The following is a 14,559-nucleotide window of genomic DNA, read 5'->3' on the forward strand; positions in this document are numbered from 1 at the left end:
ATTCCCCTACGGACGCTCAGCCCGCGCGCATCATGTCCTCGTCGTCGGCGCTCCCGGACAGCGTGCGCTTGAGGGCACCGGGCAGGGCGCGGCGGGAGTTGATCCCGAGCTTCGTGTACACCTTCCGCAGGTGCCACTCGACGGTGTGCGGGCTGATGAACAGCTCCGCGCCGATCTTCACGTTCGTGAGGCCGGCCGCGGCGAGCGCGGCGACCTGGGACTCCTGGGGAGTGAGTGCGCTCGCCGCTCTGGACTCCCGTGCCCTGACCTCCTCGCCGGTGGCGAGCAGTTCGCGGCGGGCCCGTTCGGCGAATGCCTGTGCCGGCATCCCGTCGAACATCTCGTGGGCCGTGCGCAGGTGCTCGCGGGCCAGCGCTCGGCGGTTGGAGCGGCGCAGCCACTCCCCGTACAGCAGGTGGGTGCGCGCCACCTCGACGGTCACGCCGCCCCGCCCGAACTCCTTGATCGCGGTCCGGTACAGGCTGTCCGCCTCGTCACCGTCGGCGAGCAGTGCCCGGCTGCGGGCGGCGGCGCCGCGGGCCCAGCCGGAGTCGGCGGCGCGGGTGAGGTCCACCAGCCGCTCCAACGAGTCCCTGGCCTGGTCGAGTTCACCGCAGCGGGTGGCGGCCTCGATGTGTTCGACCAGGGAGAGGCCGGTGAAGTTGAACCCGTCGTGGTCGATGCCGACGCGAGCGGCCCGCAGTGCCTCCTCATAGCGTGCCAGGCCGTTGTAGAGCACGCCCTGGATGTAGCCCATGGCGCCCAGCAGGGACACCTCGCCCCGCTGGTCGGCGCTCTGCTTGGCTTCCTCTACGATGCCGGCGGCGACGTCCGCCTCGCCCCGCCAAGCCGCCAGCACCAGGGTCGCGTACTTGTGCGGTGCGTGGCCGGTCGCGGCGGCGAGCGCGTCGGCTTCGTCGATCAGTCTGGCGGCTTGGGCGAAGTCGCCGTAGTGGATGTGCACCCCGCCGGCATAGATGAGGGCCGGGGGCAGCGCGCCGAGGGCTCCTATGTCACGGGCGAGGCGTACCGCGCGGCTCGACAGGGTGTCCCAGGCGTGCAGGTCCCAGGCGTAGTGGATGAACGCCTCCAGCGCGACCGGTGCCAACAGCAGCCAGCGCACGGTCGCCTCCCGGGTGGGGAGCTCTTCGTGGGCCAGCAGGTCCAGGGCGCCGCGCAGCGCCGGGAGGCCCTGCTCGTATCCGTCCGCGATGAGCGCGGAGACACCCTCCAGGAGCAGGTCGGCGGCCTCGGAGCCGGAAGAGGGCGCGCCCGAGCCGCGGGCCGCGATCGCGGCGGCGCGAGCGCCGGTGGGGCCGTGCACGCGGCCCCCGAAGATGATCGCGCTGATCGCCTCCAGGTAGGTCTCCCGGGCCAGCGGCGATGCGGCGGCGGTGAACTGCTCGGCGGCGTCGAGGAGCAGGGGCGCCGCTTCGTCGCTGCGGCTGCGGGCGAAGAGGATCCTGGCCCGCAGTCGTGCCAGGCGGGCACGGTCCAGGGCGCTCAGGGGGCACAGTTCGGCAACCGTCGCGAGCTCCGTGGCGCGGTCCGGCGCGGCGGCCGAGAAGTGTGCCTCCGCCGCCGCCATGGCGCGGCGGCCTCGTTGTCCACGGTCCGGCGTCACTTCGGCGGCGCGTTCGAGGAGTACCGCCTCGGCCGCGATGCCGCCGCGTTGCCGCGCGCGGTCGGCCGCTCGTTCCAGTCCCGCGGCCACCTCCTCGTCCGGTCCGTCCGCGGCATGGGCGGCGTGCCAGGCGCGGCGGTCGGGGTCCAGGACCGGGTCCGTGGCCTCGGCGAGCGCCCGGTGCACGGCCCGGCGTTCGGCCGGTGCGGCACCGTGGTAGACCGCCGACCGGACCAGCGGGTGCCGGAACCGTACGGACTCACCGAACTCGATGAGGCCGACGGCCATGGCCGGAGCCGCATGGGGCGTGATCTTGAGCGAAGCGGCCGCCCGGGCCAGCAGGCGGGCGTCGCCGACCGGTTCGGCCGCGGCGATCAGCAGCAGCGTCCGGGTCGCCTCCGGCAGGGACGTGAGCCGGCCGGCGAAGTCCCGTTCCACACGACTGGCGACCGGCCCGTGCACGGCCGGACGGCTGGACGAGTCCAGGCCGTAGGCCAGTTCGGCCGCGCTACGGCCTCGGGAGAACTCAAGCAGCGCGAGGGGGTTGCCGTGCATCTCGGCCACGAACCGGTCCCGCAGCCGCGTCTCCAGTCGTCCGCCGACCGCGGTTTCGAGGAGTTCTCCGGCGGCGGCGGTGTCGAGGCCGCCGATCCGCAGCGCCGGCAGGCCATTGAGCGCGGCCCGCCCTTCGGGGTCGCGGACCGCGAAGACCATCGCGACCGCCTCGGCGAGCAGCCTTCGCGCCACGAATTCCAGAGTCTGCAGGGAGACCTGGTCCAGCCACTGGGCGTCGTCGACCAGCACGAGCACCGGTCGGGTCTCCGAGGCGCGGGTGAGGAGGGTCAGTACGGCGAGGCCGACGAGGAAGCGGTCGGGCGGGTCGCCGGCTGCCATGCCGAACGCCACGCGCAGGGCGTCGCGTTGCGGTTCGGGCAGCGCGTCGAGCTCGTTCAGGAACGGTGCGCACAGTTGGTGGAGGCTCGCGTAGGGCAGCTCCATGTCGGCCTCGATGCCGTGTGCCCAGGTCACCTTCACCCGGGACGCCTGCTCGGCCACGTACCGCAGCAGCACGGACTTCCCGATGCCGGCCTCGCCGCGGATCACCAGGACCCGGGACCCGCCGTCGCGGAGGTCGACCAGCAGGTCGTCGAGTGCCGTGCACTCGCGGTGCCGGCCGACCAGGTCCGGAAGCGGGCTCGCGATCATCAGACGTGGCTCCTTGGGAGGACCGGGACGGGAGCTCCCCCATCGGTTGGAGGAAAGGACCCTTGTCACGATACCCGGAAGAGTGTCCACACCTTGTGTTCATACAGTGTGATGCAGTCCACGTGAACCAGCCTCGCGGAGCTGTCACGCCCGCGTTCATCTACATCACCGGCAGGAGGGACAGCAGCCGGAGGTTGGTGTGGCTCTCGGTTCCCGGCGTCGCGGTGTACACCACGAGCCGCTGGGACCGGTCGGGGTCGACCAGTGTCTGGCAGTGCAGTTCGAGGGGCCCGACCTGCGGGTGGTGGAAGCGCTTCGTGGCGCAGTGCGGCCCCAGCACGGGGCGCTCCCGCCAGATGGCGGCGAACTCCGGGCTCTCCCCGTTCAGTGCGTCCACGAGTTCGGCGGCACGCGAGTCGCGACCGTCGCGGGAGTAGACGCTGTGGAGGTCCGCCACCATCAGGCGGCTCTGCTCGGCGTGGTCCTGTTCGGGGTGGGCGAGGCGGGCTCCGGGATCCGTGAACCACCGGTAGTGGGAGCTGCGCGCCAGTCCGGTGTGGGCCGTCTGATCCCCCAGCAGCGCCACGGCGGGATCCGTCTGCCTCAGTGTCTCGCCCAGGTGGTTCATCACCTGGGCGGGCGTGTCTCCCAGCCGGTCCAGGATGCGCGACATTCCTGGGGCGATGTGGTCACCGCCCGGCGCACGGCGCGGCAGCGCCTGACCGGCGAGTTGGAAGAGGAGGTCGCGCTCTTCCGGCGACAGGTGCAGTCCGCGGGCGATCGCGGCCAGCATCTGCTCCGAGGGGTTGGGGCCGCGCGGCTGCTCGAGCCGGCCGTAGTAGTCGACCGACATGTCGCACAGCGCCGCGACCTCCTCGCGGCGCAGCCCTCCGGTGCGCCTGCGGCGGCCGCGGGGCAGCCCGACGTCCTCGGGTTGAAGTGCCTCGCGGCGGGCTCGCAGGAAGGCGGCCAGTGCCGCGCGGTCTGCCATGGTTGTCCTTTCGCACGCGACCGCAGGACACAGTCGGTACGCAGTCTGTCTGTCAACACTGTGTGAACAGTGCGACCGGCTTCCGCATTCCTTCGAACGGTGTGTTCCCCGGACCTGACCGGGTCGGGTCGGATCAGGTCGCGGCGCGACGCGTCAGCGGGTGATCGCCTTGGTCTCGAGGAACTCCTCAAGGCCGGCGCGGCCCATCTCCCGGCCGTTGCCGGACTGCTTGTACCCGCCGAACGGGGCCTGGAAGTTGTGCTGCGCACCGTTGATGTCGACCTGGCCGACGCGCAGCCGCCGGGCGATGGCCAGGGCATGGTCCTCGTCACCGGTCACCGCGGCGTTGAGCCCGTACATCGTGCCGTTGGCGATCGCGACGGCGTCATCGTCGTCGGCGTAGGGGATGACGACGAGGACGGGCCCGAAGATCTCCTCCTGGGCGATGACCGACTCGGGGTCGACGTCGGAGAAGATCGTGGGCCGGACGTAGGCGCCGGTCTCGAAGCCCTCCGGGCGGCCGGGGCCGCCCACCACGAGCGTGGCGCCGTCGGCGATGCCGCGCCGGATGTAGTCGTCGACGCGGCGGCGCTGGGTCTCCGAGGCGAGCGGGCCGATCCGCGTGGCCTCGTCGGCGGGGTCGCCCACCACGTACTCCTCGGCCGCTTTCCGCAGCTTGCCGACCACCGTCTCCTGAAGGTGCTCGGGCACGAGCATGCGGACGTAGGCGCCGCATGCCTGACCTGCGTTGGCCCAGGCGAAGGCCAGTCCGCGGGTGACGGCGGAGTCGAGGTCGGCCTCGGGCAGGATGATGTGGGCCGCCTTCCCTCCGAGTTCGAGCGCGACGCGCTTGACCGTTCCGGAGGCGGCGACGGAGACGCTCCGGCCGGCGCGGGTGGAGCCGGTGAAGGAGATCATGTCGATCTTCGGATGCCGGGAGAGGGCCTCACCGACGACCGGGCCGGTGCCCTGCACCACATTGAACACACCGTTCGGGACACCCGCCTCGGTGGCGATCTCCGCGAACATGCGGGCGCTGAGGGGGGAGATCTCCGAGGGCTTGAGGACGACGGTGTTGCCCGCGAGCATCGCGGGGACGACCTTGGTCACCAGCTGTTGCAGCGGGAAGTTCCAGGGGGTGATCGCGCCCACCACACCGATGGGCTCGCGGACGACGAGCGAGTTCTCGATCACTTCCGTCCACTCGAACCGCTCGGCCGAGGCGACCGCGGCCAGGGTCGACGCGACCGGGAATCCGACCTGCGCCTGCCGCGAGAAGGCGATCGGGGCGCCCATCTCCAGGGTGATGGTGGCCGCCAGTTCCTCGTCGCGTGCCTGCAGGCCCTCGGCCAGGCGCCGCATGATGTCCGCACGGTGCTGCGGGGTCGTCGCCGCCCATCCGGAGCGGGCGGCCAGCGCGGCTTCCACTGCCGCGTTCACGTCTTCTTCCGTGCCCTCGTGCACCTGGGCGACGACCGATTCGTCGGCGGGGTTCACCACGTCGATCAATGGCCCGGAACCACGGACGGCTTGGCCGTCGATCCAGTGGGACGGGGCCGGGAAAGGAGTCTTGACGCTTTCGTTCATGCCGCCAAGGGAACATCGCTCGCCGAGGGACATCCATGCCCTCTCATGCCCATGATCCGGGTCACGCGTCACAGGGCACACGGCACACGGCAGTGGATCTCAACGCTGCGGAGGCACTCTCGCAACAGCCTCGGCAGAGGGCGGTGTTGTTATGCTCGCCGCGTGCGGGGGCGTGCGTGAACGGGGGCGGTGCGGCACGACTGCGTGGTCGGCGCCGCGAGTGCGGAGCGCTCGAAGAGCTGGTCTGCGAGGTGGAGGCCGGACGCAGCGCGGTCCTGGTCCTGCGTGGTGACGCCGGCATCGGGAAGTCCGTTCTCCTGGACCATCTCGCGGCACGCGTCGCGGTGCACCGCGTCGCCCGGGCTGCGGGCGCCGAGTCGGAGATGGAGCTCCCCTTCGCGGGGCTGCATCAGCTCTGCGCTCCCTTCCTCGCGCACGCCGATTCCCTTCCGCCGCCTCAGCGAGAAGCCCTGGCCACGGCGTTCGGGGTGAGCGCGGGGCCGCCTCCGGACCGGTTCCTGGTCGGCCTGGCCGTGCTCGGGCTGCTGACCGACGTGGCCGCCCGGCAGCCGCTGTTCTGTCTCGTGGACGACGCGCAGTGGCTCGATCGGGTCTCCGCCCAGACACTGGCCTTCGTGGCGCGCCGGGTGCTCGCCGAACCGCTGGCTCTGGTCTTCGCCTCTCGTGCGCGGCCAGGACGGGACGACCTGGCCGGCCTGCCCGAGCTGACGCTGCACGGCCTGGACGACGCCGACGCCCGCGCGCTGCTGGACACGGCGGTCGACGGCCCGATGGACGAGCGGATCCGCGACCGCGTCCTCGCCGAGGCGCGCGGCAACCCCCTCGCGTTGCTGGAACTCCCCCACGGCCGCATCGACACGGACCCGGCCGAGGGGTCCATTCCTCCAGGCCCTGGGCGGGTGACCGGGCGTATCGAGCGCAGCTATCTGGCGCGGGTGCGCTCGCTGCCGACCGCGACGCAGCGACTGCTGCTGACCGCGGCCGCCGAGCCGATCGGTGACACCACGCTGCTCAGAAGCGCCGTTGAGCTCCTGGGCATCAGCCCGGACTCGGCCGGCCCGGCCGTGACGGCGGGGCTGCTCGAGGTCGGAGCCCTGGTGCGTTTCAGGCATCCGTTGCTGCGCTCCGCCGTCTACCGGTCGGCCGGACTCGCGGAGCTTCGGGAAGTCCACCGGGCCCTGGCGGAGGTGACCGACCCCGTCCTCGACCCCGACCGCCGCGCCTGGCACCTCGCGCGGGCGACGGTCAGGCCGGACGAGACGATCGCCGCCGAACTGGAGTCGTCGGCCGGGCGGGCGGCGGCCCGGGGCGGCACCGCAGCGGCGGCCGCGTTCCTCGCCCACGCGGCCGTGCTGACGCCCGACCCACGGCGCAAGGCCGAGCGCGCCCTCGCGGCGGCTCAGGCGAAGCTCCTGGCCGGCGCGCCCGCCGCGGCTCGCGATCTGCTGGCCCTGGCGCGGGCCGGCGTTCTCCACGAACTCGATCACGCCCGCGCTGACCTCGTCGAGGCCCGGCTGTCGCTCGCCTCCAGTCGCCTCACCGAAGCGCTCCCCCAACTGCTCGTCACCGCACGGCACATGGTGCCGCTCGATGTCGGGCTGGCTCGTGAAACCTTCCTGGACACCCTGTCGGCCGCCGTCTTCGCCGGGCGCCTCGCGTCGCCCGATGCGGGCGCACGCGAAGTGGCGGCAGCGGCGCAGCAGACGTCCCCGCCGCACACGAGACCGCCGACCAGCGCCGATCTGCTCCTGGAAGCCCTCGCCACCCGCTTCACCGCCGGGTTCCGCGACGCGGTCGCCGTCTCGCGGGCCGCGGTGAGCGCGTTCCGCCGCGAGACCGAACCCGACACGGTGCTGCGCTGGTCGTGGCTGGCCTCGACGCTGGCAGCCGACATGTGGGACTTCGAGGGCTGGACTGAGCTGACCGCACGCCATGTGCGGACCGCCCGTGCCGTCGGCGCGCTGACCGAACTGCCGCTCGCGCTCAACTCACGGGTCGTCATCCACGCATACGCCGGTGAACTCGACGCGGCGACACTGCTCGTCGCGGAGATCGACCGGGTCCAGAAGGCGGTCGGCGGCGGCTTCGCGCCGTACGGCACGATGACGCTCGCCGCCTGGCAGGGGCACCCGAACGAAGCCGCCGCGCTGATCGAGGCCAGGATGGAGGAGGCCGTCCAGCGAGGTGAGGGCCTCGGCGTGACCGGCGCACGCCGGGCCGACGCCCTGCTCCACAACGGTCTGGGCGAGTACGACAAGGCGTGGGAGGCCGCCCGGCTGGCGAGTGCCCATCCGCAGGACCTGGTCGCGGCCAACTGGGGACTGGTCGAGCAGGTGGAGGCCGGGGTGCGCAGCGCCCGCCCCGACGCGGCGCGGGGAGCGCTGATCCGGCTGACCGGGATCACGGACGCCGCCGCCACTGACTGGGCGTTGGGCGTCCAGGCGCGTTCCCGGGCGCTGCTCGATCAGGGCAGTGCGGCCGAGGAGTCGTACCAGGAGGCGATCGAGCGGCTCGGACGCACCCGCGTCGCCATGGAGACGGCCCGGTCGCATCTGCTGTACGGCGAGTGGTTGCGGCGCGAGGGCCGTACCGCCGATGCCCGTGCCCAGTTGCGGCGGGCGCACGCCCTGTTCACGCGGTTCGGTGCGGGCGCCTTCGCGGAACGCGCCGTACGTGAACTGCGGGCCACCGGTGAGTCGGTGGCCCCCCGCGACGGCACCGCCGCGACGGCGCTCACCGCTCAGGAGGCCCAGATCGCCCGTCTGGCCCGGGACGGGCTCACCAACTCCGAGATCGGCGCCCAGCTGTTCCTGAGCCCGCACACCGTGGAATGGCATCTGCGCAAGGTGTACGCCAAGCTCGGCATCACCTCCCGACGGCTGCTGCGCACGGCCCTGTGAGGGGCGCTTCGCGGACGTAGCGCCTCAGCGTCTCAGGACGCCGCGCGGGACGTGAGAGAGGCGTCGAAGGTCCGGCGCCCCCGGACGTACTCTCCACGAGGCAGCAGGCCGCCCGTCGTCAACGCACTGCCGACCTTGCCCGGAAGCCTCACCGGCCCGACGAGGCGCCGCTGGCCCTGGGAGCGCACGATGCGACGCGCCATGTCCACCATGTCCAGTCGCTCGGGCCCCGCGATCTGCGGTGCCATCCCGGACGGGCCGTGTACCGCGCGCTCGACGAGTGCCTCCGCGACGTCCTGCGCCGCGACGGGCTGCGTGAGCATTCTCGGCATCATGACCACGGGGATTTTCGCGGCCGGCAAGGGCTCGGGGAACTCGAAGAACTGGGTGGCGCGCAGCACCGTCCACGGCACTCCGCCGTCGCGGACCAGTTCTCCTGCGCGTGCTTGCCGAAGTAGTAGCCATGGACAAGACGGGCACCGCGTCTGTGACAGCAGACGGCCACGGAATCGGGATCGGGATCGTCCGCTCCAGGCAGTCCGTGAAAGGGCCGCTCTCCTGATTGGTCAGCTCGTCCCAGGCCGGCCCCGCGATCTGCCTCTCCGGTGCGCTCAACCGTCCGCAGTCCGAGCCGCCGGCGCACCCACGGGCCGTCCGACGTCGTTCAGGAGGACCTGCTCCAACCGCGCCATGTCACCTGCCTGAGCGGCCGCGAAGAACGCCTGCACCAGGCGGCGGTGCGTGACGGCGTCCACCGAGCGCCGTCGGCCGTGTCCGAGCAGGTGCCGCTGGGCGCGGGTGACCTGCTGCCGCGCGTTGACGACGCTGATGTCGAGCAGTGCGGCGATGCGGTCGTACGGATATCCGAACCCCTCCTTCAGGACGAACGCGGCGCGCTGCCGGGGTGTCAGCGCCTCCAGCAGCAGGCCGACCGCTGCCTCCACCGCGTCCTGCCGCTCGGCCACGGCCTCCGGTGTGGCGTCGGGGTCGGGCGGTTCCGGAAGCCAGGGGGTGGCACAGTACTCGCGCCGCCTGCGGGACGAGTGAAGGACGTTGATCGCCACCCGGACGGTGATCGTCCGAAGCAGCGCCGACGGGCTGTGCACGGCATGGCGGTCCGTGCGGTGCAGCCGCAGCCACACCTCCTGCAGCACGTCCTCGGCCTCGGTCGCGTTGCCGAGGATGCGATGAGCGATCCCGATGAGTGCGGGCCGGATCCGCCAGTAGACGGCTGCCGCGGCCTCCAAGTCGTCGATGGTCGAGGCCGCAGGGCGACCTCCCAGGACCGGCGTGCGCCTGGCTTCCCACAGATGGGGCTCCAGATGTGTCTCCACCAGATGTGTCTCCACGGTCGACTCCTCAGCCGGGACGGGTCAGCGGCTTCGGAACACCGCTGGTCCCAACCTCGCGCGGCGGCGCCGGCACCGCGCCATTGACGGTCCGTAGGAGCCGCGTGGTGGTGCCGTAGTCAGGCCGTGGTGGACCCGTGGTCGCGCGCCGCGACCCGGGACCGGCCAGGACGCCTCGATCTTTTCCGGGCCGACCTGTCACATGCCCGGACGCCGCTCGGTCTCTGAGGCAGAGGGATGAGCCACACCCTGGTCCCCGCGTTTCGGACGAGAGGAACACCCATGACCACGCGCATCGTGACCGTCGCCGAAGGCGGGCGGCTCACCCGTTCCGTCACGATCGGCCCTCACCACCTGCTGGCCGACGAGCCCGAGCCCCTGAGCGACGACGCCGGTCCCACCCCGGGAGAGCTGCTGCTGGCCGCGCTGGGGTCCTGCACCTCCATGGCGGTGCGGGCCATGGCGGACCGGCACGGCTGGCCACTGGAACGGGTCGACGTCGCCGTCCGGTTCGGCGAGCAGGGGCACATCGTCAAGAACGTCGGGCTGACCGGCGACCTGGACCCGGCCCAGCGGGAGCAGCTGCTGGCAGCGGCCGGGCGCTGTCCCATTCACCGGCTGCTGACCCGGGAGACGAAGATCGTCACCGTACCCGCTCTGTTGGCGGAACCGAACGCGTCGCCCATCTAGGCGACTTCGTGCGCCGACTCGTGCACGAGGACGCCGGACCGAGGGGAGAACCCACCCTGGTCGCCGGCGGGGCGGAGGGCGTGGAAAGGGCGCGCAGGCTGAGAGTGGCCGTAAACCTTTCGACAGCGGGCCGCTGACCTGCGAACGTCCAGCCATGAGTGATGAGTCGATCCTCCCCGAGGGATACGAGCTGTCCGTCGACCCCGACCGCATCGATGTCGGACGGGTCCACCAGTGGTTGTCCACCGACGCGTACTGGGCCATCGGCCGCCCCCGCGAGAAGCAGGAGAGCGCGATAGCCGGCTCGCTCAACTTCGGGGTGTACGAGGCGGGTTCAGGGGAGCAGGTCGCGTACGCGCGGGTGGTGACCGACCGCAGCACGTTCGCATGGCTCTGCGATGTGTACGTCGACCGGTCGGCGCGCGGAAAGGGCCTGGGCACCGCCCTGGTCGCGGCCGTGCGCGAGCACCTGCGGCCGTACGGACTGCGCCGCATCCTGCTGGCCACCCACGACGCACACGGCGTCTACGCGAGGCTCGGGTTCGAGCCGCTCGCCAAGCCGGACCAGTGGATGGCGCTCGTGTTCGAGTGAAGAGCGCGGCTCAGGCGACGACCGGCCTGGGGAGAGGGGCCGGGCGCGGTGGCGATCATCCCGGCTGTGGGCCGAGAGGCCTCGCGTGACTCCTGAGTAAACGCCCCTTGAACTGCGGAGTCTCTCGTTCCGCCATCACCGCATGCGTCTTCGGGTCACGTTCGTCGCCGCCGCGCGCTGCTCCTCGCCACTCCTCGCCGCTAGCGGAGCGCTTCGAGGACGACCGGCCGCTGGACCAGGTCGGCCGGGACGAAGTGCAGCGCGCCGCCCATGAGCTGGTGCCGCCGGCGGCGGCCGAGCTGCGCTGCTGCTCGCCGACGCCCCACAGCCTGGCCACGGGTGACGCGCTCGGTCAGGCGTGACATGGGCCGCTGGCGTGGCTTCACGCTCGGCGAGGCCATGGCCCGGGAGCCCTCGGCGGTGGACGCCTGGCTCGCCGACGCGCTCGCCGTCCCGCACGTCGGCGAGTCGCCGAATGCCTTCATCTCCCGCATAGGTGGCTGGCTCGACACCCGCCAGGCGTGCGACAGCGGCCGTATTGTCGCCGCGGCCGAGCCGTCCGTGCTGCGCGGCACCCTGGTCTACGCGCTGAAGGCACCACCGTCTTCGTCCTGGAACATGGACATCCGCCCCGTCGACGGTCACGGTCGCGGGCCGGGCGGGCCGTTGGAACCTGCGGTTGAGTGCCAGGACGAGCAGGACGGGTTCGGCGAGGAGCCGTCGCGCGACGAACTCCAGGGGCTGGGCGGACACCCGGTCCAGCCACTGGGAGTCGTCGACCATGCATAGCAGCGGCTCGTCCGCGACGGCCGCGGCCAGCAGGCTCAGCGTGGCCAGACCGACCAGGAAGCGGTCGGGAGCGGCGCCGGCCCGCATGCCGGAGGCGGTGCGCAGAACCAGAACCCCGCTCTGGCCGGCCATGACCTGCGTGAGGATGCCTTCGAGGAGCTGACACTCGTCCTGCCGCCCGAGGAGTTCGGTCCGTGCTCCGGCCCTCGCCATGGCAGCCCCGGCCGCCACCCCGCCCCGGCGTCTCACAACCGATCAGTTTCAACCACGCCCGGCCCGTATCCCGCCAGGGGCCGGGGAACGCGTCCGCGGGTCAGGCCACCGATGCCACGACGACGAACGTACACACGAACGTCACCAGGCCGATCACGGCCGTAGCAAGCATCGTCCCCCGCAGCCAACGTCCGAACCGGAGGTGATGCGCCGCCTCGGCCGCGCCGACACTGTCGGCGATGTGCTCGGTCACCATGCGGGCCACGTACTTCTGCTCCTCGAGATACCACTGCTCGATATCCCGCTTCTGCCCGTGGGTCAGCCCGGCCGCCCTCTCGGTGAAGGCGGAGACCCGCCGACGAGCGGCGCTGAGGTGCGCCTCGCGGTACAGGTACGCCTGGAGGTCGGCCAGCCCACGAGCGGCCTGTTTGCTCGTGTTCATGATGTGCTCCCAGTGTCGGAGGCGCCCGGTCCGAGGGCGGACGGTGGTGCCGGTGGGTCACCGCCGGCCTCGGCCGGGCGCGACCAACCGCACACTCAACCGGTCGCCTGCGCCGCCTCGTTGATCAGTCGCGCGACGTCACCGGGACGCGAGACACTGACCGCGTGGGAGGCCGCGACCTCGACCACCGTGGCCTCGGCGCGCTCGGCCATGAACGCCTGGGCGCTCGCCGGTATGTTCCGGTCCTCGGACGCGATGAGCACCCAGGACGGGATGTCCCGCCACGCCGGGGCGGAGGCGCCCTCCGCCAGCGCGGCATCGGCCACGGGCCGCTGCGTGGCCGCCATGATCGCCGCGGTCTCCGCGGGGACGTCGGCGGCGAACTGCTGGTGGAACTTGCTCTTCTCGATGTAGAGATCCGCGACCTTGCTCCCGTCGGGACGTGTGACCGGCACCGGGTGGAGCGCCTCCCCGAGCGTGCTGCCCGGGAACTTGCCGGACAGGTCGGCCGCGCTCTCGCCCTGCTCCGGCAGGAACGCCGCGACGAAGACGAGAGCCCTGACGTGGTCGAGTCCCTTGGCGGCGTTGCTGATGACCGAGCCGCCGTAGGAGTGCCCGACCAGGACGACGGGGCCGTCGATGGACACCAGGAGTTGCCTGACGTATTCGCTGTCGACGGTCAGCCCGCGCAGCGGATTGCTCGCGGCCACCACGGGATAGCCGTGCGACTGGAGCTTGTCGACGACGCCGTTCCAGCTCGACGAGTCCGCGAACGCGCCGTGCACGAGGACGACGGTGGGTTTCAGTGCATTCATGGAAGTTGGGCCTTTCAGTCAACCGGAGAATTACGCGCGTGATCGGGCTCGGCTGTGCCGGAACTCCCGCGGGATTGCGGCGGGACTGCTGCGCGACTTCTGCGGAACTTCTGCGGATTGCCGCGCGGGATGGATCAGTCGGTGCCGAGGGCCTTGCGCAGGACGTGAATGGCCTGCTCGATCGCCGCGGTGGACGCCTGAGTTCCGCGGACCGTGTTCAGCATCATGAAGTCGTGCAGGCTGGCGTTGTAGCGGACGCTCGTGGTCGGCACGCCGGCCTGGATCAGCTTGCGGGCGTACGCCTCGCCTTCGTCGCGCAGCACGTCGTTCTCGTCGACAACGACGTAGGCCGGGGGAAGTCCCTGGAGTTCCTCCGGGGTGGCGCGCAGCGGGGAGGCCGTGATCTGGTTCCGCTCCTCCGGGTCGGTGGTGTAGGCGTCCCAGAACCACTCCATGGCCTTGGCGGTCAGGTGCGGTCCGTGGGCGAAGTCCCGGTAGCTCTCGGTGCCCTGCGCGGCGTCGGTGACGGGGTAGTACAGCGACTGGTGCAGAAAGGTGACGTCACCGCGCTGCTTGGCCATGTGAGTGAGGGCGGCGCTCATGTTGCCGCCGACGGAGTCACCGGCGACGACCAGGCGGGAGGCGTCCAGGCCCTCCTGTGTGCCCTTGGTGGTGATCCACTGGGCGGTGGCGTACGCCTGCTCGATGGCGACGGGGTACTTGGCCTCGGGCGAGCGGTCGTACTCGACGAAGACCACGGCCGCCTCGGCGCCCACGGCCAGTTCGCGCACCAGACGGTCGTGGGTGCCGGCGTTCCCGAGGATCCACCCGCCTCCGTGCACGTAGAGAATGACGGGCAGGACACCGCTGCTGCCGACGGGCTTGACGATGCGCACCCGCACGTCGCCGACCTGCGCGGGCACGGTGATCCACTTCTCGTCCACGTCAAGCTTCTCGACCGGCCCGGACTGCACGTCGTCGAGCAGCTTCCGGGCGCCCTCGACACCGAGTTCGTACAGCAGCGGCGGCTTGGCGGTCGCGTCGGCGAATTCCTGCGCGGCGGGCTCGAGGATGATGTCACTCACGGTTTTGCTCCCTGAGAGTGGTGGATATGGAAGGCTTTCCACCTCAAGAGACCGCGCAGGGAGTCGAAGTGTGACGCGCCCGGGAAAACGGCATGACAGCCGCTACGGCGGACACAGCATCCGCCTAATACTGCAGCCGCAGTTGGTGTGACTGGTGGTTGGGCTGTTCGTTGAGCCGGGCATGGGTGGGGACGTCACGGTTGACGAGGTGCACCGGTGGGCGGCCGGTCTGGACGCTCTCCATGCTCGGTTCGG

Annotated in this window: 11 protein-coding genes and 1 pseudogene; 4 read left to right on the top strand and 8 right to left on the bottom strand. The window is 71.6% G+C overall.

What is annotated here, in order from left to right; genetic code table 11:
* Window positions 1-16 precede the first annotated feature (16 nt).
* From K4B79_RS47170 to K4B79_RS47180, 3 genes are all read right to left on the bottom strand, one after another.
* Window positions 17-2,830, bottom strand: a complete 2,814-nt coding sequence (locus tag K4B79_RS47170) for a helix-turn-helix transcriptional regulator (RefSeq protein WP_232033662.1) — start codon at window positions 2,828-2,830, stop codon at window positions 17-19.
* Window positions 2,831-2,990: 160 nt separating this feature from the next.
* Window positions 2,991-3,821 carry a helix-turn-helix transcriptional regulator gene (locus K4B79_RS47175; RefSeq protein ID WP_232033663.1) on the bottom strand — a complete coding sequence of 277 codons (831 nt, stop codon included), beginning with the start codon at window positions 3,819-3,821 and terminating at the stop codon, window positions 2,991-2,993.
* Between the two features lie 153 nt (window positions 3,822-3,974).
* On the bottom strand, window positions 3,975-5,441 hold the full coding sequence (locus K4B79_RS47180; protein ID WP_232033664.1) for an aldehyde dehydrogenase family protein: 1,467 nt from the start codon (window positions 5,439-5,441) through the stop codon (window positions 3,975-3,977).
* A gap of 143 nt (window positions 5,442-5,584) precedes the next feature.
* Between K4B79_RS47180 and K4B79_RS47185 the strand changes: the two genes are divergently transcribed.
* Window positions 5,585-8,329 (top strand): helix-turn-helix transcriptional regulator, encoded by a 2,745-nt coding sequence (locus tag K4B79_RS47185; RefSeq protein ID WP_232033665.1) that lies wholly within the window; start codon window positions 5,585-5,587, stop codon window positions 8,327-8,329.
* A 32-nt stretch (window positions 8,330-8,361) separates the two neighbouring features.
* Here K4B79_RS47185 and K4B79_RS47190 read toward each other — a convergent pair whose 3' ends face one another.
* Both K4B79_RS47190 and K4B79_RS47195 read right to left on the bottom strand, forming a co-directional pair.
* A complete protein-coding gene (locus tag K4B79_RS47190) occupies window positions 8,362-8,652 on the bottom strand; it encodes a hypothetical protein (protein ID WP_232033666.1) in 291 nt (96 codons plus the stop codon).
* A gap of 288 nt (window positions 8,653-8,940) precedes the next feature.
* The gene (locus K4B79_RS47195) at window positions 8,941-9,678 is read right to left on the bottom strand and encodes a sigma-70 family RNA polymerase sigma factor (protein WP_232033667.1); all 738 of its coding nucleotides are present in this window, start codon (window positions 9,676-9,678) and stop codon (window positions 8,941-8,943) included.
* 282 nt (window positions 9,679-9,960) lie between these two features.
* Here K4B79_RS47195 and K4B79_RS47200 point away from each other — a divergent pair, with 282 nt between their 5' ends.
* The 3 genes and pseudogenes from K4B79_RS47200 to K4B79_RS47210 all read left to right on the top strand — a co-directional run.
* Window positions 9,961-10,368 (top strand): OsmC family protein, encoded by a 408-nt coding sequence (locus tag K4B79_RS47200; RefSeq protein ID WP_232033668.1) that lies wholly within the window; start codon window positions 9,961-9,963, stop codon window positions 10,366-10,368.
* Window positions 10,369-10,522: 154 nt separating this feature from the next.
* Window positions 10,523-10,960 carry a GNAT family N-acetyltransferase gene (locus K4B79_RS47205; protein WP_232033669.1) on the top strand — a complete coding sequence of 146 codons (438 nt, stop codon included), beginning with the start codon at window positions 10,523-10,525 and terminating at the stop codon, window positions 10,958-10,960.
* 142 nt (window positions 10,961-11,102) lie between these two features.
* Window positions 11,103-11,648: pseudogene (locus K4B79_RS47210) on the top strand (histidine phosphatase family protein); the annotation flags it as partial.
* A gap of 414 nt (window positions 11,649-12,062) precedes the next feature.
* Here K4B79_RS47210 and K4B79_RS47220 read toward each other — a convergent pair.
* The 3 genes from K4B79_RS47220 to K4B79_RS47230 all read right to left on the bottom strand — a co-directional run bounded on the left by K4B79_RS47220 (window position 12,063) and on the right by K4B79_RS47230 (window position 14,304).
* Window positions 12,063-12,404 (bottom strand): hypothetical protein, encoded by a 342-nt coding sequence (locus K4B79_RS47220; RefSeq protein ID WP_232033670.1) that lies wholly within the window; start codon window positions 12,402-12,404, stop codon window positions 12,063-12,065.
* Between the two features lie 95 nt (window positions 12,405-12,499).
* Window positions 12,500-13,219: an alpha/beta fold hydrolase gene (locus K4B79_RS47225; protein ID WP_232033671.1), complete on the bottom strand. Its 720-nt coding sequence runs from the start codon at window positions 13,217-13,219 to the stop codon at window positions 12,500-12,502.
* A gap of 134 nt (window positions 13,220-13,353) precedes the next feature.
* Window positions 13,354-14,304 carry an alpha/beta hydrolase gene (locus tag K4B79_RS47230; protein WP_232033672.1) on the bottom strand — a complete coding sequence of 317 codons (951 nt, stop codon included), beginning with the start codon at window positions 14,302-14,304 and terminating at the stop codon, window positions 13,354-13,356.
* Window positions 14,305-14,559: the final 255 nt, after the last annotated feature.

Source organism: Streptomyces lincolnensis, assembly GCF_021173675.1.
In the GTDB taxonomy this organism is placed as follows: Bacteria; Actinomycetota; Actinomycetes; order Streptomycetales; family Streptomycetaceae; genus Streptomyces; species Streptomyces lincolnensis_B.

What these genes read in the sequence shown, in the direction of transcription:
- K4B79_RS47205 (WP_232033669.1), top strand. Translation starts at nt 10,523, where the DNA reads ATGAGTGATGAGTCGATCCTCCCCGAGGGATACGAGCTGTCCGTCGAC.
- K4B79_RS47180 (WP_232033664.1), bottom strand. Translation starts at nt 5,441, where the DNA reads ATGTCCCTCGGCGAGCGATGTTCCCTTGGCGGCATGAACGAAAGCGTC.
- K4B79_RS47170 (WP_232033662.1), bottom strand. Translation starts at nt 2,830, where the DNA reads ATGATCGCGAGCCCGCTTCCGGACCTGGTCGGCCGGCACCGCGAGTGC.
- K4B79_RS47175 (WP_232033663.1), bottom strand. Translation starts at nt 3,821, where the DNA reads ATGGCAGACCGCGCGGCACTGGCCGCCTTCCTGCGAGCCCGCCGCGAG.
- K4B79_RS47225 (WP_232033671.1), bottom strand. Translation starts at nt 13,219, where the DNA reads ATGAATGCACTGAAACCCACCGTCGTCCTCGTGCACGGCGCGTTCGCG.
- K4B79_RS47220 (WP_232033670.1), bottom strand. Translation starts at nt 12,404, where the DNA reads ATGAACACGAGCAAACAGGCCGCTCGTGGGCTGGCCGACCTCCAGGCG.
- K4B79_RS47200 (WP_232033668.1), top strand. Translation starts at nt 9,961, where the DNA reads ATGACCACGCGCATCGTGACCGTCGCCGAAGGCGGGCGGCTCACCCGT.
- K4B79_RS47190 (WP_232033666.1), bottom strand. Translation starts at nt 8,652, where the DNA reads ATGCTCACGCAGCCCGTCGCGGCGCAGGACGTCGCGGAGGCACTCGTC.